This is a genomic window from Idiomarina solivarensis (assembly GCF_033052755.1).
In the GTDB taxonomy this organism is placed as follows: domain Bacteria; phylum Pseudomonadota; class Gammaproteobacteria; order Enterobacterales; family Alteromonadaceae; genus Idiomarina.
This window is the reverse complement of record NZ_JAVFHZ010000003.1, coordinates 256,063-275,607: the sequence shown is the minus strand read 5'-3', so window position 1 is coordinate 275,607 and position 19,545 is coordinate 256,063. Positions and strand designations below refer to the sequence as shown.

At 51.1% G+C, this 19,545-nt stretch carries 13 protein-coding genes; 3 read left to right on the top strand and 10 right to left on the bottom strand.

Features of this window, described 5'->3' with window-relative positions:
• Window positions 1-4: 4 nt before the first annotated feature.
• Together RBK99_RS07125 and RBK99_RS07120 are read right to left on the bottom strand one after the other, a co-directional pair.
• Entirely contained in the window at window positions 5-2,269 is a 2,265-nt protein-coding gene (locus tag RBK99_RS07125; protein ID WP_317503941.1) for a heavy metal translocating P-type ATPase, read from the bottom strand.
• On the bottom strand, window positions 2,262-2,894 hold the full coding sequence (locus tag RBK99_RS07120) for a DUF998 domain-containing protein (protein ID WP_317503940.1): 633 nt from the start codon (window positions 2,892-2,894) through the stop codon (window positions 2,262-2,264). The genes RBK99_RS07125 and RBK99_RS07120 overlap by 8 nt, the downstream gene beginning before the upstream one ends.
• A 65-nt stretch (window positions 2,895-2,959) precedes the next feature.
• Here RBK99_RS07120 and RBK99_RS07115 point away from each other — a divergent pair, with 65 nt between their 5' ends.
• On the top strand, window positions 2,960-3,712 hold the full coding sequence (locus RBK99_RS07115; protein WP_317503939.1) for a 3',5'-cyclic-nucleotide phosphodiesterase: 753 nt from the start codon (window positions 2,960-2,962) through the stop codon (window positions 3,710-3,712).
• A 29-nt stretch (window positions 3,713-3,741) separates the two neighbouring features.
• Here RBK99_RS07115 and purL read toward each other — a convergent pair whose 3' ends face one another.
• The 3 genes from purL to RBK99_RS07100 all read right to left on the bottom strand — a co-directional run bounded on the left by purL (window position 3,742) and on the right by RBK99_RS07100 (window position 8,388).
• On the bottom strand, window positions 3,742-7,629 hold the full coding sequence (gene purL / locus RBK99_RS07110) for a phosphoribosylformylglycinamidine synthase (protein WP_317503938.1): 3,888 nt from the start codon (window positions 7,627-7,629) through the stop codon (window positions 3,742-3,744).
• A 98-nt stretch (window positions 7,630-7,727) separates the two neighbouring features.
• Window positions 7,728-7,865 (bottom strand): hypothetical protein, encoded by a 138-nt coding sequence (locus tag RBK99_RS07105; protein ID WP_317503937.1) that lies wholly within the window; start codon window positions 7,863-7,865, stop codon window positions 7,728-7,730.
• 70 nt (window positions 7,866-7,935) lie between these two features.
• Window positions 7,936-8,388 (bottom strand): RDD family protein, encoded by a 453-nt coding sequence (locus tag RBK99_RS07100; protein WP_317503936.1) that lies wholly within the window; start codon window positions 8,386-8,388, stop codon window positions 7,936-7,938.
• 133 nt (window positions 8,389-8,521) lie between these two features.
• Between RBK99_RS07100 and rfaH the strand changes: the two genes are divergently transcribed.
• Window positions 8,522-9,019, top strand: a complete 498-nt coding sequence (gene rfaH / locus RBK99_RS07095) for a transcription/translation regulatory transformer protein RfaH (protein ID WP_317503935.1) — start codon at window positions 8,522-8,524, stop codon at window positions 9,017-9,019.
• 13 nt (window positions 9,020-9,032) lie between these two features.
• On the opposite strand, the gene RBK99_RS07090 is transcribed toward rfaH, so the two are convergent.
• From RBK99_RS07090 to RBK99_RS07080, 3 genes are read right to left on the bottom strand one after another with little or no spacing between them, the layout of a single operon-like run.
• Complete coding sequence (locus RBK99_RS07090; RefSeq protein ID WP_317503934.1) at window positions 9,033-11,609, bottom strand: zinc-dependent metalloprotease family protein; 2,577 nt, start codon at window positions 11,607-11,609, stop codon at window positions 9,033-9,035.
• 34 nt (window positions 11,610-11,643) lie between these two features.
• Window positions 11,644-13,011 carry a membrane-bound lytic murein transglycosylase MltF gene (gene mltF, locus RBK99_RS07085; protein WP_317503933.1) on the bottom strand — a complete coding sequence of 456 codons (1,368 nt, stop codon included), beginning with the start codon at window positions 13,009-13,011 and terminating at the stop codon, window positions 11,644-11,646.
• Window position 13,012: 1 nt separating this feature from the next.
• On the bottom strand, window positions 13,013-14,308 hold the full coding sequence (locus RBK99_RS07080) for an amidohydrolase (RefSeq protein WP_317503932.1): 1,296 nt from the start codon (window positions 14,306-14,308) through the stop codon (window positions 13,013-13,015).
• A 69-nt stretch (window positions 14,309-14,377) separates the two neighbouring features.
• Here RBK99_RS07080 and tadA point away from each other — a divergent pair, with 69 nt between their 5' ends.
• Complete coding sequence (gene tadA, locus RBK99_RS07075) at window positions 14,378-14,851, top strand: tRNA adenosine(34) deaminase TadA (RefSeq protein ID WP_317503931.1); 474 nt, start codon at window positions 14,378-14,380, stop codon at window positions 14,849-14,851.
• On the opposite strand, the gene RBK99_RS07070 is transcribed toward tadA, so the two are convergent.
• Together RBK99_RS07070 and RBK99_RS07065 are read right to left on the bottom strand one after the other, a co-directional pair.
• Window positions 14,844-16,232: a Na+/H+ antiporter NhaC family protein gene (locus tag RBK99_RS07070; protein ID WP_317503930.1), complete on the bottom strand. Its 1,389-nt coding sequence runs from the start codon at window positions 16,230-16,232 to the stop codon at window positions 14,844-14,846. The two genes, tadA and RBK99_RS07070, sit on opposite strands and share 8 nt — an antisense overlap.
• Window positions 16,233-16,326: 94 nt before the next feature.
• Complete coding sequence (locus RBK99_RS07065) at window positions 16,327-19,476, bottom strand: TonB-dependent receptor (RefSeq protein WP_317503929.1); 3,150 nt, start codon at window positions 19,474-19,476, stop codon at window positions 16,327-16,329.
• Window positions 19,477-19,545 lie beyond the last annotated feature (69 nt).

The following is a 19,545-nucleotide window of genomic DNA, read 5'->3' as shown; positions in this document are numbered from 1 at the left end:
CTGTTTAGTCCTTTCCAACTGACGTTTCTAAATTCACGGTTTTCAGGCGGAGCGCGTTGGTTATCACAAACACACTCGACAGGGCCATGGCACCGGCCGCCAACATCGGTGACAACAAAATACCAAAGAACGGATACAACACACCGGCAGCCACCGGTATCAGCGCGGTATTATAGGCAAACGCCCAGAATAGGTTCTGCCGAATGTTACGCATGGTCGCTTCCGACAGCGCAAAGGCCTGCTGCACTACGGTAAGGTTATCGGACATTAACACCACATCGGCCGATTCTATTGCCACATCAGTACCAGTGCCAATCGCAAACCCTACATCGGCGGAGGCTAATGCCGGCGCATCATTAATACCGTCACCCACAAATATCACCTGACCCCATTCTTTTTTCAGGCGTTTCACGGCGTCCACTTTGCCATCAGGTTTGACGTTCGCCACCACTTCATCAATACCCAGCTCTTTGGCAATGCGTTTTGCAGTAGATTCCGCGTCGCCGGTGACCATCGCGGTTTTTAAACCGTCGGCGTGCAAGCGCTTAATCAATTCTTTGGCGCTCGATTTTATCGGATCATCCTGAGTGAATACTGCTGCTAACTTGCCGTCTATAGCGACATAAATGGGCGTGCGCCCGCTTTCCGACCATTCTTTTGCCGCACCGGGTTCGTTCTCAAGACTGACGTCCTGATCCCGCATCAGTTCGCTGGTACCAATATACAGCGTTTTACCGTCAACTTTCCCAGTAGCCCCCAGGCCTGATATAGCTTCAAAAGTATCCGGTTCAGAAACCTTCAAGTCCTGCTCTTTGGCGTAATTGACCAGCGCTTCGGCTGTCGGGTGTTCCGACTTAGCCTCGACCGACGCCGCCAGACCCAGAACCACGCTGTCCTCAAAATCTTCCACGGTTAGCCAGTCAGTAATGGTCGGTTTGCCTTCGGTCAGGGTACCGGTTTTATCAAAGATAACGCCTTTGGATTGCTGTAATGCCTGCAAGGCACTGCCCTGACGGAACAGAACGCCCATTTCTGCACCGCGACCGGTGCCCACCATAATGGAGGTCGGTGTCGCCAGCCCCATAGCGCACGGGCAAGCGATAATAAGCACCGCTACCGCATTTACCAAAGCGAAGGTAAGTGCTGACTCACTGGCCGCAAAGTACCACACCACGAAAGTCAGCAGCGCTACCAGCATCACCGCCGGAACAAACCACAGAGTAATGCGGTTGACGGTATCCTGAATCGGCAACTTACTGCCCTGTGCCTGCTCTACCATGCGAATGATTTGAGCCAGCACCGTGCCTTCGCCGGTTGCCGTTACTTTAAAGCGCAAAGTGCCTTTTTCATTCAGCGTACCGCCAACTACTTTATCTTCTTTTTGCTTATGCACCGGTTCAGGCTCGCCGGTTATCATTGCTTCGTTCACATAGCTGTCGCCAGACGACACTTCGCCATCCAGTGCAATACGCTCACCCGGACGCACCTCAATTTCATCGCCTTTGCCGAGTTCAGAAATATCCACTTCGGTCACTTCGCCGTCACGTACCACTCTCGCCGTTTTACTTTGCAGACTCATTAACCGCTGAATAGCATCTGACGTATGACTTTTTGCCCGTGCTTCCATAAAGCGCCCGGCAAGAATCAGCGTGACAATAACCGCCGACGCTTCGAAGTAAACGTTTACTGACCCGCTAGGCAACCAGGACGGTACCACCGTCGCAACCACTGAGTAGCCCCAGGCGGCAGTTGCACCCAGTGCCACCAATGAATTCATGTCGGGAGCCCCACGGACCAGCGCAGGAATGCCCAACTTATAAAAACGCCAACCGGGTACAGCTAAAACCAGAGTAGTAAGTACTAACTGTATCCACCAGCTGGTTTGTAAGCCTAGTGAGTTATGCACCCAATCGGCAAATGCCGGCACCATGTGGTTGCCCATCGCCAGAATAAACACCGGCAACGTCAGCAAAGCCGAAAGCCACAACTGTCCTTTCAGCATGCGCATTTCTTGTGCTTGTCGCTCGCGCTGTTCGCGCATTTGCTTGTCGCGGTCAGCTACTTCATGCGCGTCGTAACCCGCTTTTTTCACCGCCTGAATCAGGTCATCCACCGAAAGTTTGTCAGAGTAAGTCACTTCGGCACTGTCCGACGCTAGGTTAACTGAGGCATCTTCGACACCATCCAGACCATTAAGCGCTTTATCGACACGCCCAACGCAGGACGCACAGCTCATGCCTTCAATACTTAAACGAACCGATTTACTCATCACTACCTCCGTTGGCCTCTGCGGGCTTCAACCACAACAACAACCAAAATACGACCAGCTGCGCCACTTCAACATAGCGCTGAATTGCCCCGCGCACCTCGGCCAATTCGGGGTTAATCATCAGCACGAACCCTAAGGCAATAACCACCGCCAGCAAAACGAAAGCACAACGCACCGGCCAGGACGTTTTGGGTGTAAAAGCAAGCAATAAAGCGCCCAGCGCAAACCCAAAATAACTCACGACAGCAATAATATTGTGCAGAGCCTGCGAACTTGAGCCGTCAACCGGGCAACCTAAATCGCAGGGTGCCAGCGCGCTACCAAAGTAAGCCACCGGGTAGAAAAACAATAAGGTCCAGCCGAGGTGGCTAATACCCTTTACCCGTAAATGCGGACGAGCGGTTAACAAAACACCGAAAGAAATCAGTGCCAGAGGGATAAAACCCACCCAGCCAAACGCCCCGGCTGCGGTGCTGCCCGTTGCGTTAATCTCGCTAATGTATTGGCTAACATGAGAGAAGTCGTCTTTTACCCACGTCGCAACGAGTTGTAAGCCAACCCAAAATAACGTCAGAATAATTAATTGTGGCATGACAGGAGAGCTTTTCGTCGGTGCGTTTTGCATGTAGCCTCCTCGGCTGTATTAATGTGATAATCTTTCACTACAGTGTAAACCAAGATGGGAACAGAGTGTTGAATATTCAAGTGCTTGGCTGCAGCGGCGGACTCAGCGGCAACAACAATGGCGGCTCAACCTGTATCCAGCTCAATCATAACATTCTGATTGACGCGGGCACCGGTCTGAATCAACTCAGCCTGACGCAAATGCATCAGATTCGGCATATCTTTCTGACCCATTCGCACATGGACCACATTGCTGCGTTGCCCACGTTTCTCAGTAACCAGTACGGAAGTGAACACTTACCCGTCACGGTTTACGCACAGCCCCATACGCTGGAAAAATTAAAGGATAATATTTTCAACGGTGATATCTGGCCCGAACTGAGCAGTATGACCGAAGGGGCTGAAGCAATATTAGCGTTTGAGGAAATTCAACCGGGACACAGCATAACGCTGGACGGTATAGAGATTAACGCCTTTGCCGTAGATCACAGTGTGCCAACGGTCGGCTATAGCGTGAAAAGTCAGGCCAGGCACTTTGTTTTTGGTGCCGATACTATTGCCGGCAGACAGTTGACCGAGCAGCTTAACCGCTTAGGCCATATTGACACTCTCATGCTGGAATGCGCTTTTCCGGATGAGTTACTGCACGTAGCCGAAAAAACCAAACACATGACCCCAAGCTTGCTGCAAAACACCCTGCAGAGCCTGGAACGACAACCGTCCAAGCTTTGGGTAACACATTTGAAGCCCAACTACGAAGCAACTCTACGGGAAACCTTAGCAGCCAACCCTCCACATAATAATACAGTGGTGTTGTAACCTGACGTTTACGTCAGGCTACACGCCCGCTAGCCGAGGTGCTTGCGGGCGTTGCGGAACATGCGCATCCACGGGCTGTCTTCGCCCCATTCATCCGGGTGCCAGCTGTTGGCTACCGTACGGAATACACGCTCAGGGTGTGGCATCATCGCGGTCACGCGCCCGTCTTCATTGGTTACCGCCGTAATGCCCTTAGGTGAACCGTTCGGGTTCGCCGGATACTGCTCAGCCACTTCGCCCCAGTTATCAATGTAACGCAAGGCCACCTGAGCATTTTGCTCTAACTGTGACTGTTGCTGAGGGGTAGCAAACTCCGCACGACCTTCACCATGAGACACCGCAATTGGCATCCGCGAACCGGCTAAATCGCCTAAGAAAACCGACTGAGATTTCTGCACTTCAACCAAACTAAAACGCGCTTCAAAACGTTCGCTCCGGTTGGTCACAAAACGGGGCCAATGTTCGGTACCCGGAATCAATTGTTTTAGCGTAGACAGCATCTGACAGCCGTTACATACGCCCAGCGCCAGTGTATCGTTACGTTTAAAGAAGGCTTCAAACTGATCGCGTGCACGGTCATTAAACAGAATGGATTTTGCCCAGCCTTCACCGGCGCCTAATACGTCACCGTACGAGAAACCACCACAAGCGGCCAGCGCCTGCATGTCATCCAGCGACACACGGCCCGCCAGAATATCACTCATATGAACATCAACCGCTTCAAACCCGGCACGGTCAAACGCCGCCGCCATTTCATAATGCGAGTTCACGCCCTGCTCACGCAGAATAGCCACTTTCGGCGCGGCGCCTTTCGCAATATAAGGAGCAGCCACATCTTCAGCAGGGTCAAAAGTTAAGTCTGCCTGTAACCCCGGGTTATCAGCACGTTGTTTCAGGCGGAACTCTTCGTCAGCACAGACCGGGTTATCACGCAGACGTTGCATGTGGTGGGTGGTTTCCGCCCAAACGGTACGCCAGTGCGTGCGACTCTGCGCCAGCACATCATGCCCATCGCGGGTAAAGACAATAGCGTCTTCGTGCGTGGGCTCACCAATGCGTTTAACACAGTCGCCGAGGCCGGCAGCTTCATAAGCGTCCATCACTTGCTGATACTGCTCATCGCTGACCTGAATAACGGCGCCCAGCTCTTCGCTGAACAAGGTCGCTAAATTGTCCTTGCCTACTTCGTCAAGTGCCACTGTCGCACCACAGTTTCCGGCAAACGCCATTTCCGCTACGGTGGTGAATAACCCGCCGTCGGAGCGATCGTGGTACGCCAGTAAACGGCCTTCGGTGACCAATTGCTGGGTAGTGTTAAAAAAGGCTTTAAAGGCATCGGTGTCATCCAGATCAGGCGTGTGCTGCCCCAACTGTTGGTATACCTGCGCTAGTGCAGAGCCACCTAAACGGTTTTTACCTTTACCTAAATCAATAAGTATAAGGTGCGACTGACCTTTGTCAGTACGCAGCTGCGGCGTCAAAGTAGCGCGAATGTCGTTTACCCGACCAAAGGCGGTGATCACCAGGCTCATTGGCGCCGTCACGGCCTTATCTTCACCCTCTTCCTGCCACTGAGTTTTCATCGACATGGAATCTTTGCCCACCGGAATGGTAATACCCAGTTCAGGGCATAGCTCTTCGCCCACGGCCTTAACCGCTTCGTACAAACCAGCGTCTTCACCCGGGTGACCGGCTGCCGCCATCCAGTTCGCTGACAGCTTAATACGTTTTAAGTCACCAATATCGGCGGCAGCAATGTTGGTCAGCGATTCCGCTACGGCCATACGTGCCGACGCTCCAAAGTTCAGCAATGCCAGCGGCGTGCGCTCGCCCATCGCCATGGCTTCGCCGTGGTAACTGTCATAGCTCGCCGCCGTAACCGCAACGTCAGCAACGGGTATCTGCCAGGGACCGACCATTTGGTCGCGCGCGACCAAGCCCGTGACACTACGATCACCAATGGTAATTAAGAAGGTTTTTTCGGCAATGGCCGGTAACCGCAACAAGCGGTCGGCCGCATCGTTCAGGTCAGCCGCTTCCAAATGCAAAGGCATACCTTCGGCCTGAGCACTGGCAACATCGCGATGCATTTTCGGCGGCTTGCCTAATAAAATGTCCAGCGACAAATCAATAGGCTGGTTCGAGAACTTGGCGTCGTTCAGTAAAATGGTGAGCTCTTCAGTGGCTTCACCAATAACCGCGTACTCCGCCCGCTCACGCTCACACAGGGTTTCAAACCGCGCCATGTTTTCTGGCGCAATCGCCATAACGTAGCGTTCCTGCGACTCGTTACACCAAATTTCCAGCGGGGTCATGCCCGGCTCGTCGTTCGGAATATCGCGCAGTTCAAAGCGGCCACCGCGACCACCATCACTCACCAGCTCTGGCATAGCATTCGACAAGCCACCTGCGCCGACATCATGAATAAAGGCAATAGGATTGTCTGCCCCCAACTGCCAGCAGCGATCGATCACCTCCTGACAGCGGCGCTCCATTTCCGGGTTCTCGCGCTGAACTGACGCAAAATCCAAATCTTCAGTAGACTCGCCCGACGCCATAGAAGAAGCCGCACTGCCGCCCAGGCCAATGTTCATGGCTGGGCCACCGAGTACCACCAACTTAGCGCCGACAGAAATGTCACCTTTTTGTACATGAGCTTCACGAATATTACCCAAACCACCCGCAATCATAATAGGCTTATGGTAACCGCGGGTTTCACGGCCATTGTGGCTGTCGACCGTTTGCTCATAAGTACGGAAGTAACCGGTCAGAGCCGGACGACCAAATTCGTTGTTAAAGGCAGCGCCGCCTAAGGGGCCTTCCAGCATAATATCCAGCGCCGACACAATCCGCGCTGGCTTGCCGTAATTCTCTTCCCAGGGTTGCTTAAAGCCCGGAATGTTCAGGTTAGAAACGCTAAAGCCGACCAGACCCGCTTTTGGTTTAGAACCAACACCTGTAGCGCCCTCATCGCGAATTTCACCACCAGAGCCAGTGGCCGCGCCCGGGTATGGCGAAATAGCGGTTGGGTGGTTATGGGTTTCTACCTTCATTAGAATATGCACAGGCTCGTGGCTGTAGCCGTAGCTCATGCTGTCCGGATGCGGATAGAAGCGCCCGGCTTCGTGCCCTTCCATTACGGCTGCGTTGTCTTTATACGCTGACAGTACGTAATCTGGCGTGGTTTCAAAGGTGTTTTTAATCATTTTGAACAGCGACTTCGGCTGCTCTGCGCCGTCGATAGTCCAGTCGGCGTTAAAAATTTTGTGACGACAATGTTCCGAGTTTGCCTGAGCAAACATATAAAGCTCAATGTCGTTAGGATTACGATCCAGCTTACGGAAGTTCTCTACCAGATAATCCATCTCGTCATCGGCCAGAGCCAGACCCAAACTGATATTGGCCTGTGCTAATGCTTCGCGGCCACCAGCCAGAATATCAACTGAAGACAGCGGCTGTGGCTCGTGTGAGCGAAAAAGCTGCTCTGCGTCATTCATGTCGTACAACACACTTTCGGTCATGCGATCATGCAACAGTAACGCCGCCTGCTTGAGCTCTTCTGCCGACAAGTCGCCCTGCAGATAGAAAGCCACGCCACGCTCAACCCGGTGAATGTTTTCCAATCCACAGTTGTGCGCAATGTCAGTGGCTTTGGAAGCCCAGGGGGAAATCGTACCAATACGGGGTATAACAACCACTAACGCGCCTTGCGGCTCATGCGCCGGCAGCTCAGGGCCATATTTTAGCAGTTGGACTAATACCGAGCGGTGTTCGTCGCTGAGTTCGTCATGCAAATCAACAAAATGTTGATACTCGGCATACAGCTCTTTGACAGGAATACCTGCCTGTTTCAGTTGTTCGAGTTGCTTCGTTGTTTTGAAGGCTGATAAGGCAGGTGCACCGCGGTAGATTTCCACAAGCAAGGTCTCCAAAGCTGGGCGATTTTTGCTGGCAGATTATACAGTAGCCTGACATTCCTGTCAGGTGCAATATCAAACCTGACGTAAACGCCGCGCTACTCGATTTTCGGGGTGCCTTCACGGTTAACTAAGCGGAACCACTTTTCGCGACGCTCTATAATGCGTTGTCTGCGCTTACGAATAACAGCGCGGCGGCGGGAGTTATTTTCACGTCTGAGGCGGTTGGCTCGCATAGACTTAGGCCTTTATTGCATTGAAAGACCTGTTCAGCTTACCTTGCCGCCCCAGTTTTTTGCAATGATTTTATGCAGGCTTATCTTTAATGACTAAGGTTTTAGCAAAAATATCATGCAAACCTTGTTTCTTCTCGGTAAAGGCAATCATGATAAAACCAATGAACAGAATCAGCGCTGAAATAATTTTAGACCAGTAACGGATGTTGGCCTGACCAAAACCAATTTGCTGGCCTTCCATGTCGGTTACTTTTAAGCTCAGTACTTTCTTACCCGGTGTAGCCTGCCAGCCTGAAATTTCGAAGATGGTGAAGTAAAGCCACTGACCGATAATACCAATACCATACCCAATAGACATTGAAACCCACTGGATGTCTTCCGTTGAAGCGCCAGCAACACCCATAAAAATGCCAACGAAGATACCCACAATTAAGCCAACAATGAACAATCCAACCTGAAGGATAATGCCGTCTATAATTGCCGCCACTAAACGCAACCAAAAGCCACCGTGCCTAAATTCCATTTGTTTCTCCCTATTGTTATTTTAACGTTAAGGTGCCTGATAATATCGCAGCTGTCAATTTGCTGTCCGGCCTAATTTGCTTAACCGCAGGGAATGTGGAAAGATCAGCCGCCGACGAACAAAAGGACCTGTTATGAATGAACTCGAATCTGACGTCTGGTACATCGTTCGTACCAAACCCAAACAGGAAGAACGCGCCATACTCAACCTGGAGAATCAGGGCTTTGGTGTGTTTGCCCCTAAACTCACCGTCAAAAAAGTTCGTCGCGGTGTGCGTACTTCGGTAGTGGAGCCTATGTTCCCGGGTTATCTTTTTGTTAAACCCGACGATATCATCGAGCAATTCTACAAACTGCGCAGTACCTACGGCGTCGCCGGGGTCTTACGCTTTGGCGATAACATTCCTAAAGTGCCACAGAGCTGGATTGATCAAATGCGTGGCGTGGATCAATTAACCGATGAGCAAGCACCTAAAATCGGCGACACAGTAGAAATTCAACAAGGTCCATTCCGTGGGTTCTTGGCTAAAATTGTGAAGCTAGACGGAGAGTCCCGCTGTTTTGTTATGCTGGAATGGATGCAAAAAGAAGTCAAAGCCAACTTCAGCTATAAAGAGCTGCAGTTCCAGTAGCCTGACATTTATGTCAGGCTAAGCGTTTGCGTAGCCCCAAAGCCACAAGCCCCAGCACCAAGAGCCAACCGGCGTGCCCGCCACTGCTACCGGACTCCGTCGCCGCCGCGGTTACTCTAAAACGAGCGATTGCAGATTCGCTATTGCCTTCGGTGTCAGCAACGCTTAAGCGATACTGATAGCTTCCGGCCTCAATCCGCCCCAGCGACGCAATGAATACGCCGTCAGCAAAGCTAAACTCGGTGATCTCAGCTTCAGTGCCATCATCTTGTATTTCCACCAATTGCAGGCTATCCGGGTCCAGATTCAAATCAGCATCAATAATGCCAGCCGTTAAACGCGTTGCTTGTTCAGTCGTCGTACCCGATGCTGAAAACTCCGTTATTGTTGGGGCTATCGCTCTGGGGGTCACGGTTATCTGCAAACGGAGACTGTCGCTACCGTCGTCAAAATCAATTCTCAGCTCAGTGGTCTGTGGCGAATCAACAATACCCACGGTTCCGGTTAAAGCGAAGCGCCGCTCGCCATCAACTCCACCGCCCACTTCAGTGAAAGCAAAGTCGCTTATCAGCTCATCGCTAACATTCACTACCGAAACACCAACATCACTGCTCACATTGAACAAACTGATTTGGCTATCCAGTGCTGACAATTCACCTACGCGTTCACCTGAGCTCAAAAACGCTTGCGGTTTTGCCCCAACCAGACTGGAAGGGTCATTCCAGACGCCGCTGGCGACAGAAAAGTCAGTAAAGTTGGTATTAATCACCTGCAAACGCCAGTGGAAGGGATTGAAAATGCTGTTTTTATCCAGACTTGCGGCTACATCATCAATATCGGTGGTTAGCGTAACCGTCATCGTACGGGTATCGCCGGTTCCGCTTACCGCCCAGTCAAACCACTGCGCAGCGGTTTCAATTCCAATAGTCTGGCTCACCTCTGTACCACTCGCGGTGGTTGGAACCGCCAGTTGCAGTGACTCATTGCTGGTTTCCGCATCGGATAATTCAATAGTCAGGCTGGTCTGGTCACCCGCTTTAACCAGCTCCATTACATTGCTATCCAACAGTACGTAATTAGGGTTAGCATCAGAGAAGTTGCCGCTAACGCTCAGGTTACTGACAAAACGCCACCGTACAGCACCATCCGCCAGGTCCTCGGTTGCAATAATACACAAGTCAGTTGCGCCGCTGGGTATGCCGGACAAAGCCACCGAATTCGTATTAAAACCCTGCAAATCCAAAAGCTGTTCACGGCTTACTGCACCGTATTGTTCGCAGCGTCCACCGGCCAGCGCATAATTATCGGCATTTTCCACCGCAGGCCAGCTTAAGGTTAGCTGCCCGTCACCGGTCCGGCTGGCTGCCATCGGACCGAGGTTAGTCCGCGACGCATTATTCGCCCACACAACCGCGCTGCGCTGTGCTGCTTTACTCGCATTGGCCGCGTCGATCTGCGACGCCGCCTTACCCATTGGCAGGCCAAAATTTTCATCAACCAAATTGGGGTTGGAGTACACCGCTTCATCAATGCAACTGCCATCGCTAAATTCACTGCGGCAGACCGAACCGTAAGACATGGTTGTGTAAAAGCGCCCGGCACCTTCAATGTAACCGTATGGAATGTGATAATTTTCCTGGCTTCCGTCACCGCCACTTTCGCTATCCGCTAAAGTATACCGGTCGTGCATTAACCCATAATTATGTCCCACTTCATGCGCAACGGTACCTGAGCCCATGCACGACAGCGCCGTATAACCCGCGCCCGACACACCACTGACAAAGTTAACCAGGTTATCGCTGACATTAAACTCCGTCGCAATAAAAGCAATACCACACACGTCGGGGTTATCCGCACCAATAAAATGCACTACATCAGCCTGATAGCGGTCCACCAAGCGGGCAACACGCTGATCATCAACTAACTCGTCTAAAACAGCATTGGGGTCTTCAGCCGGAAAGCTACTGGTAGAATCAGGCCGGAACACTTCGACTCCGGCAACCGACATCTCAACCGGCAGCAGCGAGCGTTCGAAAATAGCATTGCTGGTGGTCACTGCCGCTTCAATACTCAACGCCAGATCATAGTCGTTGTCTTCGGCGTAACCCAGCAAGCGTTCGTCGTACAAAAACAGCACATCAATGTTTTCATCAAAGTTTGTAACGGTGGCGGTAATTTGTGCGTTGTTGGCTTTGCGTAACGCCGATTTACGCGGTGCCACCTGAAACGCCTGCTCGATACGCAAAGGCTTGACCTGCTGCTTCGGCTTGACAGGCTCTGACGGTTTACGGCTTGTTGACTGAGTGTAAGTTTTGCCATCGACACGTCGTATCGTCACTTTTCCCACCTGGGGATGGGTCAGACTAATAAGCTGGTTTTTACCACGCTGATGTAAGAAACCTAAATGCTGAGTATCGCCAGCGGCATCCTCAAAGGTCAGACGGTAGCTATTATGCGATGGCAAACGCTCGGCTAAGGTCGCTTCAATAACCTCGCCTTTTACAGACAACTCAATTTTATCACCGAGGCTTTGTGCCAACGCAAACATTGGTACAAAAGCCAGTATCACCATAACCGCTATCTTTTTCATATCATCTACCTAATTTTACGTGCCGCATTGTGCATTACAGCCGTCCCTGTTCATCCAAATACTTTAATGTGTCGTAGAAACGACGAATGTTGCCCACATATTTTACCGGTTCGTCGCCGCGGGCAAAGCCATAGCGCGTATGGCGGTAAAACTGTTTCTGTCGCAACAGCGGCAAACGCTTTTTCACATCCACCCAACGGTCGGGGTTGCCCCCTTGCTGCTCAGTAATAATGCGCGCGTCCTCAAGATGCCCAAATCCTATATTGTACGCCGCTAACGCAAACCAGGTTCGGTCGGGTTGAGGAATTCTTGCCGGTACCCGGTCCAACATTCGTTCCAGATACCGTGCACCGCCACGAATACTCTGCTCTGCGTTAAGTCGGCTGTTGACCCCCATTGCTTTCGCCGTTGGCAGGGTCAGCATCATCATACCGCGCACGCCCGTTGGCGATACCGCCCGCGGGTCCCACAAAGACTCCTGATAAGAAATAGCCGCCAGCAAACGCCAGTCCAATGAGCCCGAATGTTCTTTGAACAAGTCGGTATAACGCGGTAAAACGCGGTTAACCGCTTCAATAAACAAGCTGGTCGTCACATAATTAAATTGGTTTACGTGCCCGAAATGCTGTTCTTTAATATGCGCCAGACGACCACTGGCACGAATTTCACCAAAATACTCCACAACAGCGGAGAACAGCGAGTCGTCAGTGCCCTGAGGTAACGCCCAGGCAATATCCTGATCTTCTTTGACCGTAAAGGCTACACTTAAGTCGGGGTGAAAACGGCGCTGCACATCTAACGTCGTGCTGTCAGCAATGGTGTAGTCTATTTCTTCGTTGATCACCATCTGCAAAAGCTCAACTGCGTCGTGATCGCGGGTTGCCCGCCACTCTAACGTCGGAATACTGTTGCCCAGGCTCTGCAAAAACTCATGATGAGAACTGCCCTCAACCACCACAATTTCGCCATCAGTAATCTGCTGTAAATCTCGTGGACGTTGACGTGAGCCTTGCTTGAAAACCACTTTCTGACTGATCACATCGTACGGGGGCCCAAAACGAAAGACCTTAGCCCGACTGGAAGTCCGATCCAGACCCGCCGCCACAATATCGACCTCACCGCGACGTAACATAGTGAATAAATCATTCACATCAAAGCGCGGTACCATTTCCAGTTCCACGCCCAGGCGGTCGGCAAAGCGTTTCGCCAGGTCATATTCAAACCCCTGCTCACGGTCGTGATCAAAATAATAACTGGTCGGGTTCATCAGGGTTCCCACCCGTAATACCTGACGTTCTTGTACTACCGTCATAGCATTGGGGCGGGTTTGTGGGCTACAGGCCGTTATCAGAGTAACGGCAAACAATACGGCAGCAAAAAGCGATACGACAGACTTCGGCATATTAGAGTGATTCCAGCGCCCAATTCACATAAAGTTCGGTGCCGGTTTTTAACGCGTCTTCATCGGCGTAAAAATAAGGCGAATGGTTACTCGGCTCACTCGCCATATCACGCTCTGGAGGAGTTACCCCTAAAAACACAAACATTCCGGGAACTTCCAGCGCGTAATAAGAGAAGTCTTCTGCGCCGGTGACAAGAGGAACTTCCTGCACTTTGTCAGCACCAGCAACCGCTCTCGTTACCGGCAGCATTTGCTCCACCAGTTCAGGATCGTTACTGGTGACCGGATAGCCCAACTCCACATGAACGTCGGCCTCGGCACCATTGGCTTTCGCCACATGTTCAGCCGTGTGCTTTAACTTAGCGTGAATATCCGAGCGAATATCCATATCGAAGTTACGAATGGTGCCAATTAACGTCACTTCGTCCGGAATAATATTATTACGCACACCACCTTCAACAATACCAAAAGACAATACGGCCGGCGCCTTAGTAATATTGGTCTGGCGACTGATAATGGTTTGCGCACTGTTAATGATTTGCGCGGAGGTGACAATAGGATCAACACCGGCCCACGGCGTTGAGCCGTGCGCTTGCTTTCCTTTTACGGTAATTTCAAACTGATCGGAAGACGCCATAAGTGGCCCTTTGCGGTAACCCACATGCCCGGTCGGAAAACCCGCCCAAACATGAATACCGAACACTTTTTCCGGCTTGTTCTCAGCAATTAAGTCAGCAAACAACCCTTCTTTCAGCATTAGCTCTGCGCCACCTTCTTCACCTTTAGGTGCGCCCTCTTCTGCTGGCTGAAAAATAAACATAACATTACCCGCCAGCTCATCCTTCATTTGCGCCAGCTTGGTCGCTGCGCCCATCAGCATCGCCACATGAGTGTCGTGCCCGCAGGCGTGCATCACACCCACTTCTTCGCCCCGATACTCAGAAGTAACCGTCGATTTAAACGGAACATCGGTTTTTTCGACGACCGGCAACGCATCCATATCCGCACGCAACGCAATGGTAGGTCCCGGCTTGCCCCCTTTCAGTAAACCAACCACACCGGTATGCGCGACACCCGTTTCCACTTCCATGCCCAGAGAACGTAAATGCTCAGCCACCATTTTCGCCGTTTCAAACTCGCGGTTACTCAGTTCAGGGTTAGCGTGAAGATGACGGCGCCACTCAATGACCTGCGCTTCTAAGTCACTACTTACTTTTACCGGTGACTGCTGCGCCGCAGCATGAGCACTAAACCCCAGACTACTGGCCAGTATTAAGCTAGTTACAAGCTTTTTCATTGTTCTCTCCTGCATGCGTGCGGATGGTTATTCTGGTACTGGGTAATATCCTGCGCTAAAATCGCCGCCATGACAACCGATGAAATCTATATGCAGCGAGCGTTAGAGCTTGCTGAAAAAGCACAAAGTGCAGACGAAGTGCCGGTTGGCGCGGTGTTGGTTATGGACGATAAAATTGTTGGTGAAGGCTATAACCAAGTCATCTCCTTGTCCGATCCATCCGCTCATGCCGAAGCTCAGGCCATCCGCGCTGCCGGACAGACTATCGATAACTATCGGTTGGTCAACGCCACTTTGTACGTCACCCTGGAGCCCTGTGCTATGTGCGCGGGTTTAATTACTCATGCACGGGTTAAACGGCTGGTGTTTGGTGCCACCGACCCACGCACCGGGGCCACCGGCACCGCTATTGACGTTATCAACCACGCCTCAATGAACCACAAAGTAGACGTGCACAGCGGTGTATTGGCAGATGAGTGCGGCGACATTCTGCGCCGTTTTTTCCGCGCACGCCGCAAATCCGCCAAAGGCAACGCTAAATAAAAACCCCGGTTATCGCGTAAGCAATGGTTGCCCCAAGCCCAGCCAGTAAAGCATAAGGCAGCTGGGTTCTCACATGATCAATATGCTCCACACCCGACGCCATCGAAGCAATAATGGTGGTGTCAGATATGGGCGACGCATGGTCACCAAAAATACCGCCCGATATGGCCGCCGCAATAAAAGGCGCAGCGGGCAAACCAAGAGTCATTGCCAGAGGAATGGCCAACGGCAGCATAATGGCAAAGGTGCCCCAGCTTGAACCAATCGAAAACCCGGTAATAGCCGACAACACAAAAATGAGCGGTAACAGCATCCACAGAGCTACTGAACCGTCCAGTGCCGCCGCCAGAAACTCTCCGGTGCCTAAATCACGAGTCAATCCGCCCAGCGCGATAGACAACCACAAAATGACCGCCAACGGCAGAATGCGCCAGGCACCTTTTAATACATACTGCCCAACATCCAAAAGGTTGACCGGCTGCGTCAATAACGTACCCACCACGGCTATACCCAGCGCAGTATAAATGGCAATGAACACACTTAAGGTGCCGTTACCTTCAACCAACACACCGTTACCGGTAATTAACAGCATAACGGGTACCATGACCACCAGAGAAATCAGACTGGTCATGACCACCGCAGTGCCTTTACCAAATCGCGCTTCCTCATCTGGCCCATCGCCCCAGGTGTTTTGCGAGACTTGATCCGGAACGGCGTTTTTTTCAAAAGCTTTCATGGGCCCAATGTTCCAGTCAAAAATAGCCACGAACAGCGCCAGTAACACGGCAAAAATGGCGTAAAAATTAAACGCAATTGACTGAATAAAGACCAGCAGAGGTTGCTCTACTCCCTGATTCGAAATTAACGTCAGGTTAAACGCGCCCCAGGCATTCAGCGGAATTAAAATACAAACAGCAGCACAGGTCGAGTCCACAATGTAGGCCAGCTTTTCACGGGAAATACCCAGCCGATCATAAATAGGTCGGGAGGTTGTGCCGGAAATCATGATAGTCACGTTAGACTCAATGAACACAATGACGCCAAGAACCCAGGTCATCAGCCGCGCCCGGCGCTTGCTTTCTATCCACTGCTTACGCTCTAGCTTGAGTACAAACTGCTTAAAAGTGCCGCCGTTTTCTAAAACCCCAAATAAAGCGCCAATACCCAGAGTGAAAAACCAGACCAACATATTCCCCGGATCAATTAAGGTGTCCCAGGTGCTGTTCAGCGTTCCATACGCCATACTGGTGGGTGCCGGCCAGAACAGCAGTATATTGGCTAAAATAATGCCACCCACAAGCGCTAACAGAACTTTTCGGGTAATAATGGCGAAGACAATTGCCAGTAAGGAAGGTAAAAGACTGGTCCAGCTCAGTTCCATGGGGTCGGCTAATTAGTGTTTGGTAAGAGGAGATTAAAATAATAAACCGCCGCGGGCAATACCAGCGGCGGTTTATTCACACGTAATTAAACGATTAGAACTTGTATTCTACACCTAAACGAACCGACCACAGTGACGGCGCACCGGCACGTGCCTGAACATTTGAGAAGTCACGGAACGAATTGAACTGATACTGACCTGCGTCGTTAATTTCAACATCGGCAACCGTAACAGCGCGAGGGAAGCTGGCTTCGTAAAGCACACCCCAGTCATCGTTCAGCATGTTGCCTAAGTTTTCAATAACGAAAAACGCAGCCGCTGTGTGGCCTTCCATAAAGCCAGGCAGCTCTTGTTCAACACGTAAATCGACTTTAGTCCACCATTTGCTGTTGAACTCGTTACGAGGTGCAACACCGCCCGCGTATTGGCTCAAACCAGACTCTTCCAGAAAATCGAAAAAGGCGCCGGTTTCAAACGGGTTGCCGTCACCATCAGTACCTACGACAAAGTTTGGATCATCCAGACCGGTCGGCACGTACAATAAGCTACGTCCCTGATACGCCACGTCACCGAAAGCGCCGTCGGTCATAGTGTATGAGAACGGACGACCTTTATTACGAGTTCCGAATAAAGTGACCGTGGTGTCATAACCGTTGAAGAACTCTTTCGTGTAATTGGCTCTGAACGTAAAGCGATGCGGGATCTCATAGTTGGAGGTCGCAACACCCGGGTTCTGAGCATTCGCCGTTGCCAGGTTGGTGTAGTTTGAGAACGATACCGAGCTGGTCATTGGGTTAACGTCTTCCGCTTTGTTGTAAGCGTAAGCAAAGGTCCAGTCTAAGCCAAAGTCATGCGACTTCGCCAGCGCCAGCGATACCGTAGTTTGAGAACCAGAATCACCCTGTACGTTGGTCAGCATGAAATCATCACCCTGGTCACGTCCATCGGTCGACAACTCATCAAAGATTGGACGACCATCGGGAGCAGTACCCACTTGTTCCAGACCCAGGTTATAAATAATGGCCGCGTCTTTCTTGTCGGTGTACAAGAAGTCTGCCATCAAAACATAGTCGTCAGGTAAGGTGTAAGTGGCGCCTAACGCGTACTTCCACTCGTTTGGCAGTTCAAAGTTCGGGTCCATGGTGTTGATAGGACCGGCACCATTCGCATTAGCCACTTCGTCGTACATTCCCTGAGGAATATCGAAGATAGGGTTACCGTCGCCAGTGTGCGGCACATCAAACAATGACTGACCAGAGAAATCACGGAAAGCTTCGTACTGAGTCACACCGTTATTTGAGTAATTATTCGAAATCCAGACGTTCGGGTTACCACCGGAATACAAGCCGACACCACCGCGAACTTCTAAGTCCTGATTAACAAACCAGTTAAACCCAAAACGTGGCTGCAATAAATCCTGGCCATCCATGTTTTGCTGATTTGAGAAACCGTACAGTTCTTCCGTTAGCGGATTATTCACCGGGTAGTCGTTACTGGTATACCAGTCATAACGCAAACCGTAAGTGAAAGTAATATCCATGGGCGCATAGTAGTACTCGTCCTGCACATAAGCGGTGTTCACCGCATACGCAAACTCGGCCGCTGCGTCGCTTGGGTCGTTTGTACCGGCTGCACTCTCGTAAATAGCGGCGTAAGGAGTCCCTGCCTCAAAGTCGTCAATAGACGCAAAGCGATACTCACCCTGAGCTTCCTGAACGAACAAGTTGAAAACATCATACTCTTCGCGCTCAATACCCGCTGAAAGCACGTGGTCACCGAGCAAATAAGTGCCTTTCAGTTTAAAGAACGTGGTGTCGTAACTCAGTTTATTCGCGTGGCGCGAGTCATCAGCACCCAAATAAACGGTCGCGTCATTCACACCAATTTGTACTTCACCAAAATCGGTTCCGCCCAGCGGATTAACGCGAGCATCTAACTCGGAATAGCCTACGCGAACTTCTGTCGAGAAGTTGTTGCTCCAGTCAGAGTAAAGCTGGCCCACGTAAGAAGTAAATTTCGAGCCACGCTCGTAGAAGTGATTCGAGAATTCAAGTTCGTCAGAGTCACCGTCAGATTCCGCAATAGAGAAACCATCGTTATAGTTGTAAGTCAGTGACGCACGGTGGGCATCGCTGATATACCAATCTAATTTCGCCAGGAATTTCTCATCTTCGACCGGCAAACTGGCAGGGAAGCCACCCGGATTATAGCCATAAATGTTCTGAGCAATGTTAGCAATGCGCTCAACGTCTGCCTGAGTTACGCCAACCACTTCGGTTGCCGCACCAGAACCGACCGGACCACGATCAAAGGTGTCCGAGCCTTCCAGCTTTTCATACGCCGTAAAGAAGAACAATTTGTCTTCAATAAACGCGCCGCCTACGTTAAAGCCATAACGTTTTTCGCTGAAGTCGCCCACATTAATGGTATCGCCTTCCAGCTCGTCGCCCTGCAGTGAGTCGTTGGTGTAGTCATAGAAAACGCCACCAAACATCTCGTTGTCACCAGACTTGGTTACCGCGTTAATATTACACGCTGTAAAGCCGCCGTATTGAACATCAAAAGGTGCAAACTCTACCGCTACCTGTTCAATCGCGTCGTAAGAAAAAGGCATACGCTCAGTTGGGTAACCGCTGCTGTTTAAACCAAAGTTATCGTTCATGCGAACGCCGTCAACGGTCAGGCTGTTAAAGCGCGGGTTAGCACCGCCACACTGAATGTCGCCGGCGTTGGTTTCATTAATGTAAATACGCGGGTCTATGCGAACCAGGTCTTTTAAGTCACGGTTTGCGGCAGGCGCATTCTCTAAATCTTCCAAATCAAAGTTTGCTGCCGGGCTATTGCTGCCGTACAACGCGTTACCGGTCATCGACCCTGTTACGCTTAATACTTCCATCTCTTGCTGCTCCAGAAGAACATTCACGTTCTGTGAATCCCCCAGAGTAAGATAAATATCTTCAACCACCTGGTTGCGACCTTCCGGACCTTCAACCACGATAGTGTATGGGCCACCAACCGGCAGACCCCGTGAAGAAAACGTACCTTGCTCGTTTGAACGAAGCGTTTTCACCGTTCCGGTACGCTCATCACGTAATTGAATGGTTGCGCCCGAAACCACTTCTCCAGATTCCGTCGTGACAACACCACGTAAGCTAGATGAGGTTTCCTGCGCCACAGCAGCGCCAGAGAGCCCCAGAGCAATGGCAGCGGCAACCGCTGTGCGCTTAAAAGTCGCGTTAAACATAGTTTGTTCTTCCCAGTTATGGTTTATGTGAGTCAAGTCATTTAAAGGTTATAGCCCATTTATGACAAT

What these genes read in the sequence shown, in the direction of transcription:
- RBK99_RS07090 (WP_317503934.1), bottom strand. Translation starts at nt 11,609, where the DNA reads ATGAAAAAGATAGCGGTTATGGTGATACTGGCTTTTGTACCAATGTTT.
- RBK99_RS07105 (WP_317503937.1), bottom strand. Translation starts at nt 7,865, where the DNA reads ATGCGAGCCAACCGCCTCAGACGTGAAAATAACTCCCGCCGCCGCGCT.
- rfaH (WP_317503935.1), top strand. Translation starts at nt 8,522, where the DNA reads ATGAATGAACTCGAATCTGACGTCTGGTACATCGTTCGTACCAAACCC.
- RBK99_RS07100 (WP_317503936.1), bottom strand. Translation starts at nt 8,388, where the DNA reads ATGGAATTTAGGCACGGTGGCTTTTGGTTGCGTTTAGTGGCGGCAATT.
- RBK99_RS07080 (WP_317503932.1), bottom strand. Translation starts at nt 14,308, where the DNA reads ATGAAAAAGCTTGTAACTAGCTTAATACTGGCCAGTAGTCTGGGGTTT.
- RBK99_RS07065 (WP_317503929.1), bottom strand. Translation starts at nt 19,476, where the DNA reads ATGTTTAACGCGACTTTTAAGCGCACAGCGGTTGCCGCTGCCATTGCT.
- RBK99_RS07120 (WP_317503940.1), bottom strand. Translation starts at nt 2,894, where the DNA reads ATGCAAAACGCACCGACGAAAAGCTCTCCTGTCATGCCACAATTAATT.
- tadA (WP_317503931.1), top strand. Translation starts at nt 14,378, where the DNA reads ATGACAACCGATGAAATCTATATGCAGCGAGCGTTAGAGCTTGCTGAA.
- mltF (WP_317503933.1), bottom strand. Translation starts at nt 13,011, where the DNA reads ATGCCGAAGTCTGTCGTATCGCTTTTTGCTGCCGTATTGTTTGCCGTT.
- RBK99_RS07125 (WP_317503941.1), bottom strand. Translation starts at nt 2,269, where the DNA reads ATGAGTAAATCGGTTCGTTTAAGTATTGAAGGCATGAGCTGTGCGTCC.
- RBK99_RS07070 (WP_317503930.1), bottom strand. Translation starts at nt 16,232, where the DNA reads ATGGAACTGAGCTGGACCAGTCTTTTACCTTCCTTACTGGCAATTGTC.